Annotated in this window: 21 protein-coding genes; 8 read left to right on the forward strand and 13 right to left on the reverse strand. The window is 67.9% G+C overall.

Annotation, left to right across the window (positions count from 1 at the left end; genetic code table 11):
- The 3 genes from K6L26_RS23170 to K6L26_RS23180 form a co-directional block, all read right to left on the reverse strand.
- Nucleotides 1-1,071, reverse strand: coding sequence for a hypothetical protein (locus K6L26_RS23170; RefSeq protein WP_047038069.1), 1,071 nt, complete (start codon nt 1,069-1,071; stop codon nt 1-3).
- Complete coding sequence (locus K6L26_RS23175) at nt 1,068-2,456, reverse strand: phosphomannomutase/phosphoglucomutase (protein WP_019348656.1); 1,389 nt, start codon at nt 2,454-2,456, stop codon at nt 1,068-1,070. Before K6L26_RS23175 ends, K6L26_RS23170 begins: the two co-directional genes overlap by 4 nt.
- 107 nt (nt 2,457-2,563) lie before the next feature.
- Nucleotides 2,564-2,983 (reverse strand): DUF3499 domain-containing protein, encoded by a 420-nt coding sequence (locus K6L26_RS23180; protein WP_221851617.1) that lies wholly within the window; start codon nt 2,981-2,983, stop codon nt 2,564-2,566.
- 131 nt (nt 2,984-3,114) lie between these two features.
- Between K6L26_RS23180 and K6L26_RS23185 the strand changes: the two genes are divergently transcribed.
- Nucleotides 3,115-3,537: a metallopeptidase family protein gene (locus K6L26_RS23185; RefSeq protein WP_036388738.1), complete on the forward strand. Its 423-nt coding sequence runs from the start codon at nt 3,115-3,117 to the stop codon at nt 3,535-3,537.
- Between the two features lie 11 nt (nt 3,538-3,548).
- Here K6L26_RS23185 and K6L26_RS23190 read toward each other — a convergent pair whose 3' ends face one another.
- A complete protein-coding gene (locus K6L26_RS23190; RefSeq protein WP_019348659.1) occupies nt 3,549-3,938 on the reverse strand; it encodes a WhiB family transcriptional regulator in 390 nt (129 codons plus the stop codon).
- 294 nt (nt 3,939-4,232) lie between these two features.
- On the opposite strand from K6L26_RS23190, the gene cofD reads away from it, so the two are divergent.
- The 3 genes from cofD to K6L26_RS23205 are packed head-to-tail and all read left to right on the forward strand — an operon-like array spanning nt 4,233 to nt 7,101.
- Nucleotides 4,233-5,216, forward strand: coding sequence for a 2-phospho-L-lactate transferase (gene cofD, locus K6L26_RS23195; protein WP_036388739.1), 984 nt, complete (start codon nt 4,233-4,235; stop codon nt 5,214-5,216).
- The gene (locus K6L26_RS23200) at nt 5,213-6,556 is read left to right on the forward strand and encodes a coenzyme F420-0:L-glutamate ligase (RefSeq protein WP_076213040.1); all 1,344 of its coding nucleotides are present in this window, start codon (nt 5,213-5,215) and stop codon (nt 6,554-6,556) included. Before cofD ends, K6L26_RS23200 begins: the two co-directional genes overlap by 4 nt.
- Complete coding sequence (locus K6L26_RS23205; RefSeq protein WP_064895296.1) at nt 6,553-7,101, forward strand: NUDIX hydrolase; 549 nt, start codon at nt 6,553-6,555, stop codon at nt 7,099-7,101. The genes K6L26_RS23200 and K6L26_RS23205 overlap by 4 nt, the downstream gene beginning before the upstream one ends.
- Here K6L26_RS23205 and K6L26_RS23210 read toward each other — a convergent pair.
- The 4 genes from K6L26_RS23210 to rfbD all read right to left on the reverse strand — a co-directional run bounded on the left by K6L26_RS23210 (nt 7,098) and on the right by rfbD (nt 10,387).
- Nucleotides 7,098-7,445, reverse strand: a complete 348-nt coding sequence (locus tag K6L26_RS23210) for a DUF732 domain-containing protein (protein ID WP_221851619.1) — start codon at nt 7,443-7,445, stop codon at nt 7,098-7,100. The two genes, K6L26_RS23205 and K6L26_RS23210, sit on opposite strands and share 4 nt — an antisense overlap.
- 89 nt (nt 7,446-7,534) lie before the next feature.
- Nucleotides 7,535-8,614, reverse strand: a complete 1,080-nt coding sequence (locus K6L26_RS23215) for a mannose-1-phosphate guanylyltransferase (RefSeq protein ID WP_019348664.1) — start codon at nt 8,612-8,614, stop codon at nt 7,535-7,537.
- 1 nt (nt 8,615) lies between these two features.
- Nucleotides 8,616-9,506, reverse strand: a complete 891-nt coding sequence (locus K6L26_RS23220; protein WP_036388743.1) for a glycosyltransferase family 2 protein — start codon at nt 9,504-9,506, stop codon at nt 8,616-8,618.
- A complete protein-coding gene (gene rfbD, locus K6L26_RS23225; protein WP_221851621.1) occupies nt 9,503-10,387 on the reverse strand; it encodes a dTDP-4-dehydrorhamnose reductase in 885 nt (294 codons plus the stop codon). Before rfbD ends, K6L26_RS23220 begins: the two co-directional genes overlap by 4 nt.
- A 66-nt stretch (nt 10,388-10,453) precedes the next feature.
- Between rfbD and K6L26_RS23230 the strand changes: the two genes are divergently transcribed.
- Together K6L26_RS23230 and K6L26_RS23235 are read left to right on the forward strand one after the other, a co-directional pair.
- On the forward strand, nt 10,454-11,935 hold the full coding sequence (locus K6L26_RS23230) for an LCP family protein (RefSeq protein WP_036388745.1): 1,482 nt from the start codon (nt 10,454-10,456) through the stop codon (nt 11,933-11,935).
- 24 nt (nt 11,936-11,959) lie between these two features.
- The gene (locus tag K6L26_RS23235) at nt 11,960-12,676 is read left to right on the forward strand and encodes a TIGR03089 family protein (protein WP_036388747.1); all 717 of its coding nucleotides are present in this window, start codon (nt 11,960-11,962) and stop codon (nt 12,674-12,676) included.
- 98 nt (nt 12,677-12,774) lie between these two features.
- Here the strand turns inward: K6L26_RS23235 and K6L26_RS23240 are convergent, their stop codons facing one another.
- A complete protein-coding gene (locus K6L26_RS23240; protein ID WP_019346549.1) occupies nt 12,775-13,944 on the reverse strand; it encodes an acyl-CoA dehydrogenase in 1,170 nt (389 codons plus the stop codon).
- Nucleotides 13,945-14,065: 121 nt separating this feature from the next.
- On the opposite strand from K6L26_RS23240, the gene K6L26_RS23245 reads away from it, so the two are divergent.
- Complete coding sequence (locus tag K6L26_RS23245; RefSeq protein ID WP_064895310.1) at nt 14,066-14,722, forward strand: TetR/AcrR family transcriptional regulator; 657 nt, start codon at nt 14,066-14,068, stop codon at nt 14,720-14,722.
- A gap of 12 nt (nt 14,723-14,734) precedes the next feature.
- On the opposite strand, the gene purE is transcribed toward K6L26_RS23245, so the two are convergent.
- Complete coding sequence (purE, locus tag K6L26_RS23250; protein ID WP_019346551.1) at nt 14,735-15,265, reverse strand: 5-(carboxyamino)imidazole ribonucleotide mutase; 531 nt, start codon at nt 15,263-15,265, stop codon at nt 14,735-14,737.
- The gene (locus K6L26_RS23255; protein WP_036390008.1) at nt 15,249-16,409 is read right to left on the reverse strand and encodes a 5-(carboxyamino)imidazole ribonucleotide synthase; all 1,161 of its coding nucleotides are present in this window, start codon (nt 16,407-16,409) and stop codon (nt 15,249-15,251) included. The genes purE and K6L26_RS23255 overlap by 17 nt, the downstream gene beginning before the upstream one ends.
- Before the next feature lie 183 nt (nt 16,410-16,592).
- Here K6L26_RS23255 and K6L26_RS23260 point away from each other — a divergent pair, with 183 nt between their 5' ends.
- The gene (locus K6L26_RS23260) at nt 16,593-17,255 is read left to right on the forward strand and encodes a GtrA family protein (protein WP_019346553.1); all 663 of its coding nucleotides are present in this window, start codon (nt 16,593-16,595) and stop codon (nt 17,253-17,255) included.
- Here the strand turns inward: K6L26_RS23260 and K6L26_RS23265 are convergent.
- A complete protein-coding gene (locus tag K6L26_RS23265; RefSeq protein ID WP_064895311.1) occupies nt 17,210-17,728 on the reverse strand; it encodes a PH domain-containing protein in 519 nt (172 codons plus the stop codon). The genes K6L26_RS23260 and K6L26_RS23265 overlap by 46 nt on opposite strands.
- A gap of 9 nt (nt 17,729-17,737) precedes the next feature.
- Nucleotides 17,738-18,547 (reverse strand): biotin--[acetyl-CoA-carboxylase] ligase, encoded by an 810-nt coding sequence (locus K6L26_RS23270; protein ID WP_221851622.1) that lies wholly within the window; start codon nt 18,545-18,547, stop codon nt 17,738-17,740.
- Between the last annotated feature and the right edge of the window lie 23 nt (nt 18,548-18,570).

The raw sequence follows: 18,570 nt of genomic DNA on the forward strand, positions 1-18,570 counted from the left end.
TTATCCTCGAACCAGTTTCAAATACACGGCCGTCATCTCCATTCGGACAGCCAGGATCGCCAGTTGTTGTTCGGGGCGCCCGACCGGCAGGCTCGCCCCGGCCGGCTCCGGCACGTCCTCGGCGCCGATCACCGCGACGTCGTCGAAGCCGCTCACCCGTGCGCTCACCGCTTGTCGTTCGCTGTCGGTGATCAAGGCGAAGGTGCGCATCCGGCGCGGGAGCGGCCCGTCGATCTGTTCGTCATGGAACAGCGATCGCTTCCCGGGCACCCCGGCCGCCCCGCTGCCCATCGCGGCGAGCACATCACCGAGCCCGGCCGCGGCCACCACTTCTCCGGCCAGTCGCAGCATCGCCGCCGCACCGTGCCGGGCGAGTGCCAACGTGGCCGGATTGTCGCCGGCGAGCACCACGGCGCTGTCCGACATCCGCTCGGCCAATGTCTTGGCCGGGTTGGTGAAAAGGTCTCGTGCCGCGCTGTTGCGCAACGCCTCGGCGTCCAGTTCATCGGCAAGCGCGGCCAGATCCACGCGCATACCCGAATCCACCACATGCAGTGCCGCCAGGCCGGCGGCCAGATACCGCGTCAGCCCGAAATCGTCGGGCACCCACAGCCGGGGTGCGAGCACCACCGCCCGGCCGGCCGCCACGTCGCGCAGCGGCCCCTCGTGCGGCGCCACGATCAGCACCCGGGCTCCCCGGCGCACGCCGGTGGCCGCCGCATTCACCAGAGCCGGGTCGCCCGGATCGTCGCCTGCCACGATCAGTACGTCCAGCGCCCCGAGCCACGGCGGGGCCTGAGCTGCCACCACGATGGGCGCCGAGACCGACGCGCCGAGCGCGGCGGCCAGCATCGCGCCGGCGTTCTCCGCGGTGCCGCGACCGGCAACCCAAATCACCGTGCGCGGTGGATGATTCGCCCGCAACGAATCCAGCACGCCTTCGGCCAGGGCCGCCGCGGTGGCCCGCACCTGTGCGCCGGCCATGGCCGAGGCCCGCAGCAGACCGTTGCGGTCGGCGGCGAGCAGTCCGTCGCCGTCGTCCAGGTCGACCGCAGCGTCCACGGCGTTCACGGCACCGGCTCGCTCACCCCACGGATCTCTGCCGAAACTCTGTCGACGAGCGCGGCGACGTCCTCGGCGGTGCGTGCCTCCACGTTCAGCCGCAGCAGCGGTTCGGTGTTCGACGTGCGCAGGTTGAACCAGCGGCCGTCACCGAGGTCGACCGTCACGCCGTCGAGGTGGTCGATGGACTGGATCGAGCCGGCGAACGACTTGAGCACGGCGTCGACACAGGCCGGGGCGTCGGCGACGGTGAAGTTGATCTCCCCGGACGCCTCGTATCTCTGGTAGTCGGCCATGAACTCCGACAGCGGCCGATCCTGCTCGCCCAGTGCGGCCAGCACGTGCAGGGCCGCGAGCATTCCGGAATCGGCGCCCCAGAAGTCACGGAAGTAGTAGTGGGCCGAGTGCTCCCCGCCGAAGATGGCACCGGTTTCGGCCATCAGGGCCTTGATGTAGGAGTGTCCGACCCGGGAGCGCACCGGGGTGCCGCCGCGCTCGACGACCAGTTCGGGAACGGCGCGCGAGGTGATCAGATTGTGAATCACCGTGGCTCCGATTTCACGCTTGAGCTCACGGGCTGCCACCAGCGCGGTCACTGCCGACGGTGACACCGGACGGCCGAGTTCGTCGACCACGAAGCAGCGGTCGGCATCCCCGTCGAACGCCAATCCGATGTCGGCGCCGGTGGCCAACACGTGGGCCTGCAGGTCGACGAGGTTGGCCGGGTCCAGTGGATTGGCCTCGTGATTGGGGAAGCTGCCGTCGAGTTCGAAAAACAGCGGGAGCACCGTGGCACCGGGGATCGGCCCGAGCACCGCGGGAGTGGTGTGTCCGGCCATGCCGTTGCCCGCGTCGACAGCGATGCGAAGCGGCCGCAGCGAGCTGAGGTCGACCAGGGAGCGAAGGAAGCTGCCGTAGTCCGACAACACGTCGCGGTCGGACACCGAACCGGCGGGCCCGTCGAACGCCGGCACGCCGGCGATCACCTCATCTGAGATGGTGGCCAGCCCGGTGTCCTTGCCGACCGGCTTGGCCCCGGCCCGACACAGCTTGATCCCGTTGTAGGCGGCCGGGTTGTGGCTCGCGGTGAACATCGCGCCCGGACAATCCAGCAGGCCCGATGCGAAGTACAGCTGATCGGTGGAAGCAAGGCCGATCCGGACCACGTCGAGGCCCTGGGCGGTGACTCCGTCTGCGAATGCGGCTGCCAGCGCCGGCGAACTCGCCCGCATGTCGTAGCCGATCACCACCTGCGCGGCGCCCTCGGCGCGGACCAGACGAGCGAAGGCACCGCCGACTTCGGACACGAACGCCTCGTCGATCTGACTCCCGACCAGCCCCCGGACGTCATAGGCCTTGATGACATCGTGAACAGCCGCCGCTGGCCTAGACATATTGCTCCTTGTGAAACGGATTCGTTGGCGCCAGCCTAGCCGTCGGGAAGCCTCGACACGTTCACTACTCGTGGCCCGGCCGTCGTCTAATCAGGTCTTAACCAGGCCTAGTCGCTGGGGTCCGGCAACACCCGCAGGTGGCCGCGACGGCGTCCGTTGGTCTCGGCGGGACGCGCCGGTGGCGCTGTCACCGCACTGGTCGCCAGGCCCGTGGTGGGATCGGAGAATCCGGCTACCACACCGCGGCGGGGAACGGCGCCGGGCTGGCCTTCGCGGACCGCATCGGCCAGCGCCACCAGATCGTCTTCATCGGGATGGGTGGGTAGCGGCCCCGCGTGGCGGACCAGCTCCCAGCCGCGCGGCGCGGTGATACGGCCGGCGTGGCCGACGCACAAATCCCAGGAGTGGGGCTCAGAAACCGTGGCCAATGGTCCGACTACCGCCGTGGAGTCGGAGTAGACAAAAGTCAGCGTCGCCACGGCATAGTGCGGGCACCCGGGCCGGCAGCAGCGACGGGGAACATTCACGCTCCAGAGATTACTTTGGACGGTCGCTGTGCGGTGCCGGACACGCGCAGCCGGCGGGGCCCCGATCCCGAACCGTTACGATCATCGGCGTGGCCCAGCGCAACCCATGGCGATCGCGTCGCGGCCGCGATATGCGCGGGCCGCTGCTTCCACGCTCGGTTCCTGGCTGGCGCAGTCGGGCCGAGAGGTTCGACATGGCGGTATTGGAGGCCTACGAACCCATCGAACGGCGGTGGGCGTCGCGGCTGAGAGAACTCGACGTCGCCGTCGATGAGATCCCGCGGATGTCCCCGAAAGATCCGGACAGTGTGCAATGGCCGCCTGAGGTCATCGCCGACGGACCGATCGCCCTGGCTCGGTTGATACCGGCGGGGGTCGACGTCAGAGGAAATGCGACCCGGGCTCGAATTGTCTTGTTCCGCAAGCCCATCGAGCGCCGGGTCAAAGGATCCGATGAGCTTGCTGATCTGCTGCATGAAATCCTGGTGGCCCAGGTGGCCACCTATCTGGGAGTTGAACCGTCAGTCATCGACCCAACGATCGACGACGACTGACGTCAGGAGCGTCAGATGATGCCGCGTTTGAGCCGGCGACGCTCCCGTTCGGACAGCCCTCCCCAAATACCGAAGCGCTCGTCGTGCGCGAGCGCGTATTCCAGGCATGCGTCCTTCACTTCGCAGCCCTGGCAGATGCGCTTGGCCTCGCGGGTAGACCCGCCCTTCTCCGGGAAGAACGCCTCCGGGTCGGTCTGTGCGCACAGCGCACGTTCCTGCCATTGGTCGTCTTCGGTTTCCGGATCAACATCGATGTGCTCGGGTACCAAACTCAGCTGTGGACGTCCTGGAATTCCCAGCGGTGTCGGCCCGGCGTTGATGTGCGGTGCGTTGTCTACCGAGCCGAGTAGCCGGTTGTCGAACCGGACCACACGATCGAAATCGCCGCTCTCATAAGACATTATCCCCCGCCTCCTCACTCGGTCTCGTAGATCCTAAGTGGAGCCCCACTATTGCGATGTGCGGTCACCCCATTCGAACAGTTGATCGAATCTCGGTCCGCGACACCGGAATCGGTCACCAACCGGGAAATGACACATCTGTGATTACACACGTGTTAGCTGCCGGGGTCAAGCGCCAGGACGCGAATTCATACCATCCCGTAATGTCAAATCGGCGCGTCGCGACATCGGCGTGTCCTGCCCGTGACGACGTCGTTTCCATCCGCGCGCCCTCAGCGCTTAGGGTCGGACGTTGTGAAGATCACCGTTCTGGTCGGCGGCGTCGGAGGCGCCCGGTTTTTGCTGGGGGTACAGCACCTGTTGGGCCTGGGCCAGTTTGCCGGCGGCGACAGCAAGCATGAACTCACCGCGATCGTGAACGTCGGCGACGACGCCTGGATGCACGGCGTCCGGATCTGCCCCGACCTCGACACCTGCATGTACACCCTGGGCGGCGGCATCGATCCGGAACGCGGCTGGGGCCACCGGAACGAGACCTGGCACGCCAAGGAAGAGCTGGCCGCCTACGGCGTGCAACCGGACTGGTTCGGCCTGGGTGACCGGGACCTGGCCACCCACCTGGTCCGCACCCAGATGCTGCGCGCCGGCTACCCGTTGTCACAGGTCACCGAGGCATTGTGCAAGCGCTGGTCACCGGGGGCACAGTTGTTGCCCGTCACCGATGACCGCAGTGAGACCCACGTGGTGGTCACCGACCCCACCGACGGCGAACGGCGGGCCATCCACTTTCAGGAATGGTGGGTGCGCTACCGCGCGCAGGTGCCCTCGCACAGTTTCGCGTTCGTGGGTGCAGAACAGGCAACGGCCGCCCCGGGGGTCACCGAGGCGATCGCGGACGCCGACGTGGTGTTGCTGGCACCGTCGAACCCCGTCGTGAGCATCGGGCCGATCCTGCAGATCCCCGGGATCCGTGGCGCACTGCGTTCGACCAAAGCGCCGGTGATCGGCTACTCCCCCATCATCAACGGAAAACCGTTGCGCGGCATGGCCGATGAGTGCCTGTCCATCATCGGTGTGGAGTCCACCTCACAAGGCGTCGGACAGCACTTCGGCGCCCGTTCGGGCACCGGAATCCTGGACGGCTGGCTGGTGCACGAAGGCGATCACGCTGATATCGAGGGCGTTCAGGTACGCGCGGTGCCGCTGCTGATGACGGACCCGGCCACCACCGCCGAGATGGTGCGGTCCGGCCTGGACCTGGCGGGCGTCGCGCTGTGAGCACCGAACACGGATCTGCCGACCGCGTCGAGATCCTGCCGGTACCAGGGCTTCCGGAGTTCCGCCCCGGTGATGACCTGGCCGCCGCGCTCGCCGCGGCGACACCGTGGCTGAAAGACGGCGATGTGCTGGTGGTCACCAGTAAGATCGTCTCCAAGTGCGAAGGCCGCATCGTCACCGCTCCATCCGATCCGGAGGAGCGGGACACCTTGCGGCGCAAGCTCATCGACGCCGAAGCCGTCCGGGTGCTGGCCCGTAAGGGCCGAACCCTGATCACCGAGAACGCCATCGGACTGGTCCAGGCCGCCGCCGGGGTGGACGGTTCGAACGTCGACTCGAACGAATTGGCCCTGCTTCCGGTGGATCCCGACGGCAGTGCCCGGGCGCTGCGCGAAGGCCTGCGTGAGCTACTCGGCGTCACCGTCGGTGTGGTGATCACCGACACGATGGGCCGCGCGTGGCGCAACGGCCAGGCCGATTTCGCCATCGGCGCCTCCGGGCTCACCGTGCTGCACGGTTACGCGGGCGCCCGCGATCGGCACGGTAACGAATTACTGGTCACCGAGGTGGCTGTGGCCGACGAGATCGCGGCCGCGGCCGATCTGGTGAAGGGCAAGCTCACGGCGATCCCGGTCGCGGTGGTGCGCGGGCTGGAGCTGACCGACGACGGGTCCAACGCGGGCACGTTACTACGGGCGGGCGAGGAAGACTTGTTCTGGCTCGGCACCGCCGAGGCAATCCAGCTGGGACGCAACCAAGCCCAGCTCCTGCGTCGCTCGGTGCGAACCTTTTCCGACGAACAGGTCGATCACGCACTCATCGAAGCCGCCGTCGGCGAGGCCCTCACCGCGCCCGCGCCACATCACACCCGGCCGGTGCGCTTCGTCTGGGTGCAGGACGGCGCCACCCGCATGCGCCTGCTGGACCGGATGAAAGACAAGTGGCGCACCGACCTCACCGGCGACGGCCGCGACCCGGAGTCCGTCGAACGACGCCTCATGCGCGGCCAGATCCTCTACGACGCGCCGGAATTGGTGATTCCGTTCCTGGTCCCCGACGGCGCTCACAGCTATCCCGACGCGGCCCGCACCGAGGCCGAGCACACCATGTTCACCGTCGCCGTCGGCGCGGCCGTGCAGGCTCTGCTGGTGGCGCTGGCGGTGCGCGAGGTGGGCAGCTGCTGGATCGGCTCGACCATCTTCGCCGGCGATCTGGTGCGTGCGGAACTCGACTTGCCTGCCGACTGGGAACCCTTGGGGGCCATCGCAATCGGTCACCCCGCCGACCCGCAACCTCCTCGCGACCCGGTCTCGACCGACGGCCTGCTGGTGGTGAAGTGAGCGCCGAGAGTCTGCACACCTCGGCCGTGGAACTGCTGACCCATTGGGATACAACTGATCCCGGTCAGGACACGCTGCGTCATGCCGTGCTGTCGTTTCTGGCCGCCCGTCCCGACGCCTGCTTGCGCGCGTGCGTACCCGGCCACATCACCGGCTCGGCACTCGTCGTCGATCACACCGGCACACAGACATTGCTCACCCTGCATCCCCGCTTCGGACGCTGGCTGCAACTCGGCGGGCACTGCGAGGAAACGGATCTCGATATCGGCGCTGCCGCGCTGCGCGAGGCCACCGAGGAGTCCGGCATCTCCGGGTTGACCATCGACCCGCACCTGGCCGCCCTGCACGTGCACCCGGTGACCTGCTCACTGGGTGTGCCGACCCGCCACCTCGACATGCAGTTCGTGGTACGGGCCCCGGAGGACGCCGAGATCGCCTGCAGCGAAGAGTCTTTGGACCTCCGCTGGTGGCCACTTGATGCGTTGCCCGAAGGCACCGACTTCGGCCTCCAGCAGCTCGCCGACGCGGCGAGGCGAAGGGCCTAACCAGGCGCCTGCGTGCAGTAGGTGCGGCGAGCCGCACGCAACGCCACCGCGGACTGATCCTGGGTCGCGCCGTACTGGCCCGCCATCTGGTCGATCACGGCCTGTGCGGGTGTGCCGCTGTAGAGCAGGCGACACATCTCCCGGCCCACCAGCAACAACTGGTCGTCATCGCCGGGAAAGACACCACGCGTGGCCTTGAGGTAGGCGTTGTCCTCCCAGGTCAGCGGGACGGGCCAGGCCGCCGCCTCCGGGGCCGTGACCCCCAGAGCCCCTCCGAGCACCAACAACGCCGCGACCGGCGTCACCGCCTTGCGTCGTAGACCCTTGCACGTGAAGTCGGACATGGCCTCCCCTTTCGCCCGATGAAGATCCTAAGGCGCGGCGAGGCCCGGCAAACACACTTTTGTCGATGACGAGACGTACGCGCGCCGGCTCAGACGTCAGTGGAGTAGCGGATACCGCCGTCGGGAATGTTGACTCCCGGCCACACCCGGGCGCCGCGCAGCAGTTCGCATCGGGCACCGATGTCGGCGCCGTCACCGATCACGCCATCGCGGATCAGCGCTCGTGGGCCGATCCGTGCGCCGAAGCCGACGATCGAACGTTCGATCACCGCACCGGCTTCCACGCGTACGCCGTCGAAGATCACCGCCCCGTCAAGGCGTGCGCCGGCGCCGATCTCCGCGCCGCGGCCCACCACGGTGCCGCCGATCAACAAGGCGCCGGGAGCGACCGCCGCGCCTTCGTGGACCAGGGATTCACCGCGCTGGCCGCCCAGTGCCGGTGACGGTGCGATGCCACGAACCAGATCGGCCGAACCGCGGACGAAATCCTCGGGCGTACCCATGTCGCGCCAGTAGGAGGCGTCGACGTATCCGCACACCTTCAGCCCGTCGGTGAGCAGACCGGGGAACACCTCGCGTTCGACCGACACCGGCCGGCCTTTCGGAATCTGGTCGATGACATGCTTTTTGAACACATAGCAGCCGGCATTGATCTGGTCGGTGGGCGGATCCTGGGTCTTCTCCAGGAACGCCGTCACGCGGCCGTCGGCATCGGTGGGCACGCAGCCGAACGCACGCGGATCGCTGACCCGTACCAGATGCAGTGTCAGATCGGCCCCATGAGCGTCATGCGACTCCAGCAGCGCGCTGAGGTCTGCGGCCGACAGCACGTCACCGTTGAACACCATGGCCGTGTCGTAGCGCAGCTTGTCCGCCACATTGGCGATGGCACCACCGGTGCCGAGCGCCTCGGTCTCGGTGACGTATTCGATTTCGAGCCCGAGGTCGGAGCCGTCACCGAACGCCTCCTCGAAAACCTCTGCCTTGTACGAGGTTCCCATCACCACATGCTTGAGGCCGGCCTCGGCGATGCGAGCCAGCAGATGGGTCAGAAACGGGACGCCCGCCGTCGGCAGCATCGGCTTGGGCGCCGACAGTGTCAACGGCCGCAGCCGCGTTCCTCGGCCACCGACGAGGACGACAGCGTCCACCTCCGCGGGATTGATCACGTCAGTGCCCTTTCCCCTGTTTACGTCGAGAACTACCGACCACCAGGCCCGCACGCGCCGCCAGCGCGCCTCGGATCGTCCACCGTAACGGCGCCTGCCAGACCGCCGGGTATCGATCAGCCAAGAAAGTGTAGGTACTGCGGTGATGGGCGGCCAAGTTGCGTGCCGGGTCGCGGCCGGTGGAGTGCCCCTTGTGGTGCAGTACCTCCGCCGACGGCACATACACGTTCTGCCACCCGGCCCGGGCGATCCGGTCGCCGAGGTCGACATCCTCCATGTACATGAAGTAGCGCTCGTCGAACCCACCGACGGCGTCGAAGGCGGCGCGGCGCACCAGCAGGCACGATCCGGACAGCCAGCCGACCTCGCGCTCACTGGGTTCTTGGCGATCCTGGCGGTAGGCCGCCGTCCACGGATTCGACTTCCAGAACGGTCCGACGACGGCGTGCATGCCACCGCGGACCAGGCTGGGCTGATGGCGCGCCGACGGGTAGACCGACCCGTCGGGGTCGCGCACCAGCGGCCCGAGCGCCCCGGCCCGCGGCCACCGCTGGGCCGCGTCGAGCAACAGGTCGATGGAGTGGGGTCCCCACTGCACGTCCGGGTTGGCGACGATGAAAAACTCCGAGCACTCCGCATCCGATATCTGCCGGGCGCCGCGGTTGACCGCGCTGCCGTAACCCAGGTTGCTGCCGGTGGGCAGCAGATGCGCGTTGGGGTAGCGCTTTTCGGCCTGTTCGGGTGCGCCGTCGGTCGAGCCGTTGTCGGCCATGATGACTTTCACCGGCCGATCGGTGGCCAGGGACAGAGAGGCCAGGAAACGGTCCAGGTGTGCGCCCGGCGAATACGTCACCGTCACCACAACGAGCGGGCGGGCCGCATCCTCAGTCACGGCGTAGAGGGTAGCGGGCCGGCCGGGCGCTCTTTTTCCACCGCTGCCACCAGGGCTTCCCGCCAATCTGGCAACGGGGTCAGGCCGGCCTCGGCGGACCGAAGTGAGGAAAGGACGGTGTATGCCGGGCGGGGCGCGGGCCGTGGGTGGCGGTCACTGCCGACCGGCCGGACCCGCTCGGGATCGGCACCTACCGCGGCGAAAGTCTCGCGTGCCTGGTCGAACCGGCTGGCCTGGCCGGTGTTGGCGGCGTGCAGCAAGCCGGGCCGCACGCCGCCGTCGGCGATCTGCAGCAACGCCGACACCAGGTCGCCGGTGTAGGTCGGCGACCCGATCTGGTCGGCGACCACGTCGACCGGACCGTCCCCGGCCGCCAACCTGCGCATGGTCGCCACGAAGTCTTTCCCGTCGCCGCCGCGGTACACCCAGGCGGTGCGGACGACATAGGCATCGGGTTTGGCGGCCAGCACGGCCCGCTCCCCGGCCAGCTTGGTCTGGCCATAGACGTTGACCGGCCCCGTTTCGTCGTCGATCTCATACGGGGTGCGACGTTGCGCGGATGCGCCGAAGACGTAGTCGGTGGAGATGTGCACCAACTCGGCGCCGGCACGCGCGCACACGGTCGCGAGGTTGCCGGGACCCGAGGCGTTGACGGCCAAGGCCCTGTCTGGGTCGGACTCGGCGGCATCCACCTGCGTGTATGCCGCGCAATTGATCACCACGTCGCCGGGCTCGACGAACCCCCGCACCGTGTCGACGTTGGTGACATCACATTCGGCAGAGGTCAGGGCCAGCACGTTCCGGCCTTCGGAGCGCGCCTGATCAGCTAATACCTGCCCGACCATGCCTCCGGCCCCGGTGATCACAATCCGTTGCGCCATGAGCCGAGTCTGGCACGCCGGTCCGCGTTACCCGGCTCACGTCCGGGGCGCAAGTAGCCTGGGCAGGTGCCTTTCCCCCTCCTTCGCTCCCTCGCTGTCGCCACGGCGTCGGTCGTGGTGCTCGGAACTGGGGTGGCCTGGACTCAGATCCGCTCCTTTGAATCCGGCATCAACCACATCAGTTCCGCCGCTCTCGGCGGCGGCGGCGAGGACGGCGCCATCGACATCCTGCTGGTCGGTATGGACAGCCGTACCGATGCGCACGGCAACCCGCTGTCGGCCGAGGAGTTGGAGACGCTGCGCGCCGGTGACGACGTCTCGACCAACACCGACACCATCATCCTGATCCGTATCCCGAACAACGGGAAGTCGGCCACCGCCATCTCCATCCCCCGTGATTCGTATGTCGAAGCGCCGGGTTGGGGAAAGATGAAGATCAACGGCGTGTTCGGCGACGTCAAGCTGGACCGGATGAAGCAGCTCGTGGAGGTCGAGGGCGAAGACCCGGCCGTCGCCGAGCCCAAGGCCACCGAGGCGGCCCGTGAGGAACTGATCCAGACCGTCGCCGGGCTCACCGGTGTCACCGTCGACCACTACGCCGAAATCGGGCTGCTCGGCTTCGCGCTGATCACCGATGCCCTGGGCGGCGTCAACGTGTGTCTCAAAGACGCTGTGTACGAACCGCTTTCGGGTGCCGATTTCCCGGCCGGTTGGCAGAAGCTCAGTGGTCCGCAGGCGCTGAGTTTCGTTCGGCAGCGTCATGACCTGCCGCGCGGTGACCTGGACCGGGTGACCCGCCAGCAGTCGGTGATGGCCTCGCTGGCCCACGAGGTGATCTCCAGCAAAACGCTGTCCAGCCCGGGAACGCTGGGGCGGCTGCAGGATGCCGTGCAGCGCTCGGTGGTGATCTCCGACGGCTGGGACATCATGAACTTCGTCGAGCAGCTGCAGAAGCTGGCCGCCGGCAGCGTGGCGTTCGCGACCATCCCGATCCTGCGTGAGGACGGCTGGAGCGACGACGGCATGCAGAGCGTGGTCCGGGTGGATCCCGACGAAGTGCACCAGTGGGTTTCGAGCCTGCTTCAGGACCAGGACGAAGGCAAGACCGAGCAGCTCAGCTACTCCCCGGAGAACACCACCGTCGAGGTGGTCAACGGCACCGACATCAACGGCCTGGCGGCCGCGGTGTCCCAGGTGCTGACCAACAAGGGCTTCGTGCCCGGCGCCACCGGCAACCACGAAGGTGCCCCGCCGGCGACCAGCCAAGTGCTGGCCGCCAAGAGCGACGACCTCGGCGCACAGGCCGTGTCGAAGGATCTCGGCGGGCTGCCGGTCAACGAGGATGCGACGTTGCCGGCCGGTGCGGTGCGGGTGGTGCTGGCCGCCGACTACACCGGTCCCGGCTCTGACGGGATGGATCCGTCCGCGGGCATCGTCGATCCGGCTGCGGCCGGCGACACCTACAGCGACACCGGCGAACAGAGTCCGCCCCCACCGCCGTCGCCGATCCTCAACGCCGGGTCGGACGATCCCAAGTGTGTGAACTGATCCTCTTCGAGTAGAACCAAGGCTATGAGCACAGTCAGCGCCGCGGTGCTGGATCCGTTGTTGGCAGCGGACCCGGCCGGCCCACGGATCACCTATTACGACGACGCGACCGGTGAGCGGATCGAGCTGTCGACGGTGACCATGGCCAACTGGGCCGCCAAGACCGCCAACCTGTTGCGCGACGAGATGGGCGCGGGCCCGGGCACCCGGGTGGCGGTGCTGCTGCCCGCGCATTGGCAGACCGCCGCGGTGCTGTTCGGGGTCTGGTGGATCGGCGCCGAGGTGGTGCTGGGCGGTGGTTCCGACAATCCCGCCGACATCGCCCTGTGCACGCGCGACCGGCTCGACGAAGCCGACGACGCGGTCGCCGGGGGCGAGGTCGCGGTGCTGTCGCTGGATCCGTTCGGCAAGCCGGCCGCCGACCTGCCCATCGGCGTCACCGACTACGCGACCGCGGTGCGCGTGCACGGCGATCAGATTGTGCCCGAACGCGTTCCGGGTCCGGCGCTGGCCGGGCAATCGGTCGCCGAGGTGCTCGAAGCGGCCCACAATGCCGCTGCGGCACAGGGTTTCACCGGTTCCGACCGGGTGCTGAGCACCGCATCCTGGAACACCCCCGATGAGCTCGTGCAGAACCTGCTGGCGGTGTTCGCCGCCGGCGCGTCACTGGTTCAGGTGACCAATCCCGATCCCGATACTCAGGATCGGCGTCGCACTACCGAGAAGGTCACCCGCGGCTGAGTTCTTTTGCCCAGAAGAGGTGAAAACCCCCGATTTCCAAGGAAAAAGGGGGTTTTCACTGGGGTACCGCCCGCTTGCGGGGGACTTTCTCGCGCAGGCTACTTGAGCAGGGCGCGGCTCATCACCACGCGCTGGATCTGGTTGGTGCCCTCGTAGATCTGGGTGATCTTGGCATCGCGCATCATCCGCTCGACCGGGAAGTCCACGGTGTAGCCGGCACCGCCGAACAGCTGCACGGCATCGGTGGTGACCTCCATGGCCACATCGGAGGCAAAGCACTTGCTCGCCGCCGAGATGAAGCCGAGGTTGGTCTCGCCCCGCTCGGCACGTGCCGCGGCGTGGTAGACCATCAGGCGTGCGGCCTCCAGCTTCATCGCCATGTCGGCCAGCATGAACTGCACGGCCTGGAAATCGGCGATGGCGGTTCCGAACTGCTTGCGGTCCTTGGTGTAGGCGATCGCCGCGTCCAGCGCACCCTGGGCGATACCGACGGCCTGCGCGCCGATGGTCGGGCGGGTGTGGTCCAAGGTCGCCAGGGCGGTCTTGAAGCCGGTTCCCGGCTCACCGATGATCCGGTCGCCCGGGATGCGGCAGTTCTCGAAGTAGAGCTCGGTGGTCGGGCTGCCCTTGATCCCGAGCTTGCGCTCCTTGGGGCCGACGCTGAAGCCTTCGTCGTCCTTGTGCACGACGAACGCCGAGATGCCGTTGGCGCCCTTGTCGGGATCGGTTACCGCCATCACGGTGTACCAGGTCGACTTGCCGCCGTTGGTGATCCAGCACTTGGTGCCGTTGAGGATCCAGTCGTCGCCGTCGGCCTTCGCGCGGGTGCGCATACCGGCCGCGTCACTGCCCGCCTCACGCTCGGACAGCGCGTAGGAAGCCATCGCCTCGCCGGAGGCCAGCGACGGCAGCACCTGCTTCTTGAGCTCGTCGGAGCCGCGCAGGATCAGGCCCATGGTGCCGAGCTTGTTCACCGCCGGGATCAGCGAGGCCGAGCAGTCCACCCGGGCCACTTCCTCGATCACGATGCAGGCCGCGACCGAGTCCGCGCCCTGGCCGCCGTACTCCTCCGGCACGTGGATCGCGTTGAAGCCCGAGGCGTTCAGAGCCTGCAGGGCTTCCTCCGGGAAGCGTGCGTTCTCGTCGACGTCGGCGGCGTGCGGAGCGATCTCCTTCTCCGCAAGCGCGCGAATCGCCGCCCGAAGCTCCTGGTGCTCCTCCGGCAGCTGAAATAGATCGAAAGATGGGTTACCGCCCCAGCCAGCCATGATCTTCTCCTTAGCTCTCTTGGTTCAATCGTGCCCGGACTGCACTTCGAGTACATCGCCCTGCTACTTTTGGTACTCAGTACCATACCATCGGAACTCAGTACCCGAGGAGGTGCGCCCAATGACCGACCTGCCCAGTACCCGGGAGCGTCTGGTGAGCGCGGCATTCGATCTGTTCGAAGAACGTGGCTACGAGGCCGCCAGCGTCGATGACATCGCAGCGCGGGCGGGGGTCGGACGCACCACCGCGTTTCGTCAGTTCGGGTCGAAAGAGGCGTTGATCTTCCCGGATCACGAGGCGTTGCTGCGCCGCGCCGACGAGAGACTGTCGAACGCACCGGCCGAAGCGCTGCCCGCCGAAGTCATCGCCGTGGCAACCACGTCGGTGTTCGAGAACTACCTCGCCGAGGGCGAGCGCGCGCGGACGCGGTACCGGCTCACCCGCTCGGTGCCCGCGCTGCGCGACTTCGAAACGGCCGTGGTGTCACGGTATGTCCGGCTGTTCACCCGGCACCTGCGGGCCGCGCAGACCGGAGATTGGACGGCGGATCTGCGCGCCGAACTCTTCGCCAACGCCGTGGTCGCGGCCCACAACCACGTGCTGCGGCGATGGCTGCGCGGCGATTCGGCCAACCCACGGTCGGACCTCGCCGAAGCGCTGGCCGCGACCTGGCCGATCTACCGGGGCGGCAGCAGCCGCACCGCGGTCGTGGTGATGTCCACCGATGAACCGATCGAATCCCTGACGCCCCGGATTCGCGAGCTGATCGGCGACTGACTCAGGCCGGCTCTAGTCGGCGCCCAACAGGCGATCACGCAAGGCAGCGTCCTTGGCCAACACCATGGTTTCCAGGTCCGCCTGGAACTTCGCCATCCGAGCCTGCAGCGCGGCATCGGCCGAACCCAGGATCCGCACGGCCAGCAGGCCCGCATTACGTGCGCCACCGATCGAAACCGTGGCCACCGGGACTCCGGCCGGCATCTGCACGATGGACAGCAATGAGTCCAGGCCGTCGAGGCGGGCCAGCGGCACCGGAACCCCGATCACCGGAAGCGGGGTGGCAGACGCGACCATGCCGGGCAGGTGTGCGGCCCCTCCCGCTCCGGCGATGATCACCTCGACACCCCGGCCCGCGGCGGTCTTGGCGTAGTCGAGCATGCGTTGCGGAGTGCGGTGCGCCGAGACCACACCGACCTCGAACGGCACCTCGAACTCGGCGAGCGCGTCGGCTGCGTCGGACATCACCGACCAGTCGCTGTCGCTGCCCATGATGAGTCCGACCCTGGGACCCGAAGTCGCCTCGTCAGTCACCGTGTTCATCCCATCCGTCGGTCCACTCGCCGTGCGACAACCAGTGTGCGGCCCGCACCGCACGCTCGCGGAGTTCGTCCATATCCGTGCCGATGATGTTGACGTGCCCGAGTTTTCGTCCGGGCCGCTCGCCCTTGCCGTACAGGTGCACCTTCGCGTCGGGGATCCGCGCGAACAGGTGATGCAGCCGCTCGTCCATCGACATCGCCGGGGCCTGGGGCGCGCCGAGCACATTGGCCATCACCGCAGCGGGCGCGATGGCCGAGGTGTCGCCGAGCGGGTAATCCAGGACCGCCCGCAGATGCTGTTCGAACTGGCTGGTGACCGCGCCGTTCATGGTCCAGTGCCCAGAGTTGTGCGGGCGCATGGCCAACTCGTTGACCAGCAGTGTGCCGTCGACCGTCTCGAACAACTCCACGGCAAGTACCCCGACCACACCCAGCTCATTGGCCACTCGCAGGCCGAGTTCCTGTGCGGCAGAACCCAGTTCGTCGGACAGCCCGGGCGCCGGGGCGTACACCTCGACGCAGATGCCGTCGCGCTGGACGGTTTCGACCACGGGCCAGGCCGCGCCCTGCCCGAACGGCGAGCGGGCCACCAGCGCGGCGAGTTCACGGCGCATCGCGACACGTTCCTCCGCCATCACCGGGACCCCGTCGGCCAGGTAACCGGCCACCACCTCACGCGCGGCCGCCAGGTCGTCGGCCATCACCACGCCCTTGCCGTCGTAGCCGCCGCGAACGGTCTTGATCACCACCGGGCCGTCGATCTCGGCCACGAACTCCTCGACGTCGGCGACCGAGGTGATCTCGGCGAAGCGCGGCACCGGCGCACCCAGGCTGTGCAGCTTGCGGCGCATCAGCAGCTTGTCCTGGGCATGCACCAGGGCCTGCGGCGGCGGGTTGACCGTCACCCCTTCGGCCACCAGGGTCTCCAGGTGCTCAGTGGGTACGTGCTCGTGATCGAACGTCAGCACTGCTGCGCCGGCCGCCGCCTGGCGCAGTGCGTCCAGGTCGGTGTGGGAACCGATGACCACGTCGGGAGTGACCTGCGCGGCGGATTCGTCCGGCCCGGCGGACAGCACCCGCAGGGTCTGCCCGAGCGCGATGGCCGCCTGATGCGTCATCCTCGCGAGCTGGCCTCCGCCGATCATGGCCACTGTGGGATTACGCCCGCTCACGGGCGAAGGCGGCGTCTTCGGAGTTGTCGGCACGCCCTCTATGGTGTCATGCGCCGATTCGTGTCCTCGTCATGACCGGCGCATTGACCTGCGGTTAAGCTCCCGAGTCCGCAGGGATGCGGCATCGGCACCGGCATTTACGTACACTGCCTAGCTGTGTCCTTCGCCGATGCGACAATCGCTCGATTGCCGCGATTCGTCCGTCCCTACGCCGAGCGGCATCACGAACTGATCAAGTTCGCGATCGTCGGGGCGACGACGTTTGTCATCGATTCGGCGATCTTCTACACCCTCAAGCTCACGGTGCTCGAGCCCAAGCCCGTCACCGCCAAGATCATCGCCGGCATCGTCGCGGTCATCGCCTCCTACATCCTCAACCGGGAATGGAGCTTCCAGAACCGCGGTGGCCGGGAGCGCCACCACGAGGCTCTGCTGTTCTTCGCGTTCAGCGGCGTCGGCGTGCTGCTGTCGATGCTGCCGTTGTACTTCTCCAGCTACGTGCTGGGTCTGCGGGTCCCCGAGGTCTCGCTCACCGTCGAGAACATCGCCGACTTCATCTCGGCCTACATCCTGGGCAACCTGCTGCAGATGGCGTTCCGGTTCTGGGCATTTCGCCGCTGGGTGTTTCCCGACGAGTTCGTCGACAAGCCCGATCTGGCGCTGGAGTCGACGCTCACCGGCGGCGGCTTCGTCGAAGCCCTCGAGGAACACTCCGAGCGCAAGTCCGCCACGGTCACCCCGCTGCGGCGGCCGGGGCGCCGCGCGAAGGCGCGTCAGCTCGGCGACTCCTCGGACCCCAGGGTGTCGAAGACTTCGTGATACAGCAGTGAGTGCACCTGCTCTACGCGCGGAATGTCGTGGAATTCCAAGGGATCCTGCGACGCCGATTCGATGATCAGCGTGCCGGTGCGCAGCATCCGGTCGGTCAGCCCATGGCGGAATTCCACGCTGTTGATCCGTGCGAGCGGGATATCGATGCCCGAGCGGGTCAGCAGGCCGTGCCGGAACATCACGCGCCGATCGGTGATGACGAAGTGCGTTGTCCACCAGTTCAGGAACGGCCACACCGTCAGCCAGCCGACCACGATGAGCCAGATCGCGCCGATCACGATGAAAAGTACGTTCTTGGCGGTCGCCTGCCAGTCCATGGCGTTGACCACGGCAGCGACGAACGCCGATGCCGCGGTGATCAGAAGAAGGACGAGAACCGCACCGATCAGGCGTTTCCAATGCGGATGCCGATGCAGGACCACCTGCTCTTCGGCGGCCAGCACATTTTCCGGGTACCCCACGGCAGCACTCTACGGCTGATCTGGCCGCAGGTGGGTGATGTCACCGGCCGACACCGTGACCAGTTCCGTGCCGGTGTCGATGATCAGCCGCCCGACCGCATCGACGTCAACGGCCGTGCCCACCAGCTCGTTGTCCCCGGGAAGGATCGCGCGGACCCCGCTGCCGATGGTGACGCTGCGGGCGCGGTAGTCGGCGGCCAGCTTCGGGTCCGAAGCGCGCCAGCCCTCGAACCGCACCGCCAGATGCCGGAGCAACGCCCGCGCCAGCGGGTTGCGGTCCACCGTGCCCGCACCGAGCTGCGACAGCGAGGTGGCCCGCGCATCTGGGGCCTCCTCGGCGGTCATCGACACGTTGAGGCCGAGCCCGACCACGACGACCGGCGCCGGCGACGCCACCTCGGCCAGAATTCCCGCCAGTTTCCCGCCGGCCGGGCCCACCAGAACGTCGTTCGGCCATTTCAACCCGACCCGCACGCCGGTGACCTCGGCGACGGCGTCGACGACAGCGACGCCGGTGGCCAGCGGCAGCCAACCCCAACTGTCCGCGGGCACCCCCGACGCGTCGACCCCGACCGACAACGCCAACTGCGACCGGGGCGGCGCCGACCACTGCCTGCCGTGTCTGCCGCGGCCGGCGTTCTGGTACTCGGCCAGCAACACCGCGCCCCCGATCGCCTCGCCGCCGGCCGCCCGGGCCAGCAGGTCGGCGTTGGTGGATCCGGTTTCCTCGACGACGTCGAGACGGCGCCAGGGCTCGCTCAACCCGGCGCGTAGGGCGACGACATCGAGCGGTGGGCGGTTCGGCCGGCGATCATCCATGGGGCGTCAGCTTATTCGCACCT

Origin of the sequence: Mycobacterium farcinogenes (assembly GCF_019739075.1) — a bacterium.
Lineage (GTDB): Bacteria > Actinomycetota > Actinomycetes > Mycobacteriales > Mycobacteriaceae > Mycobacterium > Mycobacterium senegalense.

Coding starts and splice junctions, on each gene's coding strand:
- K6L26_RS23270 (WP_221851622.1), bottom strand. CDS start 18,547: ATGGATGATCGCCGGCCGAACCGCCCACCGCTCGATGTCGTCGCCCTA.
- K6L26_RS23240 (WP_019346549.1), bottom strand. CDS start 13,944: ATGGCTGGCTGGGGCGGTAACCCATCTTTCGATCTATTTCAGCTGCCG.
- K6L26_RS23190 (WP_019348659.1), bottom strand. CDS start 3,938: ATGTCTTATGAGAGCGGCGATTTCGATCGTGTGGTCCGGTTCGACAAC.
- K6L26_RS23245 (WP_064895310.1), top strand. CDS start 14,066: ATGACCGACCTGCCCAGTACCCGGGAGCGTCTGGTGAGCGCGGCATTC.
- purE (WP_019346551.1), bottom strand. CDS start 15,265: ATGAACACGGTGACTGACGAGGCGACTTCGGGTCCCAGGGTCGGACTC.
- rfbD (WP_221851621.1), bottom strand. CDS start 10,387: ATGGCGCAACGGATTGTGATCACCGGGGCCGGAGGCATGGTCGGGCAG.
- K6L26_RS23175 (WP_019348656.1), bottom strand. CDS start 2,456: ATGTCTAGGCCAGCGGCGGCTGTTCACGATGTCATCAAGGCCTATGAC.
- K6L26_RS23210 (WP_221851619.1), bottom strand. CDS start 7,445: ATGTCCGACTTCACGTGCAAGGGTCTACGACGCAAGGCGGTGACGCCG.
- K6L26_RS23255 (WP_036390008.1), bottom strand. CDS start 16,409: ATGATCGGCGGAGGCCAGCTCGCGAGGATGACGCATCAGGCGGCCATC.
- K6L26_RS23185 (WP_036388738.1), top strand. CDS start 3,115: ATGCGCGGGCCGCTGCTTCCACGCTCGGTTCCTGGCTGGCGCAGTCGG.
- K6L26_RS23235 (WP_036388747.1), top strand. CDS start 11,960: ATGAGCACAGTCAGCGCCGCGGTGCTGGATCCGTTGTTGGCAGCGGAC.